The 1,592-nt window shown below is 29.0% G+C and carries 1 protein-coding gene and 1 pseudogene; both read left to right on the top strand.

Going from position 1 to position 1,592, the window contains the following annotated elements:
- The coding region (locus AVL50_RS33300; RefSeq protein WP_172826784.1) for a hypothetical protein at positions 1-449 on the top strand (449 nt) is incomplete at its 5' end.
- Positions 442-1,592, top strand: a pseudogene (locus tag AVL50_RS07210) (hypothetical protein); the annotation flags it as partial. The gene AVL50_RS33300 and the pseudogene AVL50_RS07210, both read left to right, overlap by 8 nt.

Genomic DNA, 1,592 nt, shown 5'->3' on the forward strand with positions numbered 1-1,592 from the left:
ACCTACTGAAATCCTATCAACAAGATGAAAATTTAAAGGAAGTTCGTGATAAACTACTCGAACAAACAATGAGCGAATGGAAAGGGTTTGTAGAGAAGGATAATGAAATGGTCATGGAATTTAGTGATAATATTAGGGATGTGGTGCTTCCGTATGTGAATGAACCTAATAGAAGGATCTGGAGATGGAGTGATATTGCAAAGGATATTCATGGGTTGACTGAAAAACAATGTGAATATTATTTGGGAGATATGAATGCTATTGGGGAGTATTATAGTTCCAAACATAAATTAGAAAGAATAAATTTAAATTATCAAAACAAAACTTCTAGATATTTAAAACAAGTACTAATTGGAAACAAAGATCTTTCCTCATCTTTTGAAGAAGATATTTTATTCCCTCTTTTTATAGAAAATAAAGTTTATAGTAATATTTCATACAATGGCTAAAATAATAATCAAATTAATATTAGTAATGATAGTAATACAAAGTTGTTCATTAACAGAGCAAGAAGCTTTTAATATATTAAAAAATAAATATGGCAATAATTTTTATGTGGTTCATAATAAGACAGATTTTGTTATTGAAGCATACATAGAAAATACTGATTTATTAGATGAAGTACCTAAAGAAATATTAGCTTTTCAACATCTTAAGAAATTGAAATTAAAAGGTGGTAATATAAAAGAAATACCTTCATTCATTTCGAAGTTGCAAGAAATTGAGGAGCTAAATTTTTATAACAACCCAATTGAAAAAACAGCTGATAATTTCGATCAATTTCCATCGTTAAATTATTTAGAATTGGGTTACTGTAAATTAAAGGAACTACCAAAAAGTATTTTTAGAAGTAAAAATATTAATAACTTATCCTTTGAAGGATCCGATATTCATGGTTTTGATAAAGAACTTTTTAAGTTAAAATTTCAACTTGAAAGTTTATTGATAAGTTCTTGTAGCGAGGCACCTTCAAATATCTCTGAATTTGTGAAACTAGAAAACTTTGGAGGGGCTTTTAAAAGTTTTAGGTATATAGATGATATACCACAGTTAAATAGACTTTACCTTGATAATAGTAGTGCCTCACGCTTCCCCCAAGATTTCAAAACAATCAAACATCTTAGAACATTAGCTCTTGTTAATTGTGATCAAATCACTGAATTACCTGCCTCTCTAGGATATGCAGAAGTTGGTGAATTTGACAATGTCCACTTTAACTTTAATGGTTGTAAAAAATTAAGAGGTCTTCCTGAATCTTTTAAACATTTAAAGAATATTAGAATATTAGACTTAGATAGTTGCTTTAATTTTAAGTATATCCCTTTAGGGCTAAGAATTGGAAGTTTAACCGCAAAAGGAGCAAATTGGCTAAAAATGCCGAAAAACTTATTAAATACACCATGTACTAGGTTATGGATTGATGGTCACAGAATGGGAACCATAAGAGGCATTAGTGGTATGAAAGGACTTGATTTCGCAGTGATTATCAATGGAGATATTTTAAAAGTGCCTGAAGAACTTTGTGAAATGAAGGATTTGCATCATATCAATTTAGAAAATAATAAAATCAAAAATTACCCTGCTTTTTGGAA

This window comes from Flammeovirga sp. SJP92, assembly GCF_001583495.1.
In the GTDB taxonomy this organism is placed as follows: domain Bacteria; phylum Bacteroidota; class Bacteroidia; order Cytophagales; family Flammeovirgaceae; genus Flammeovirga.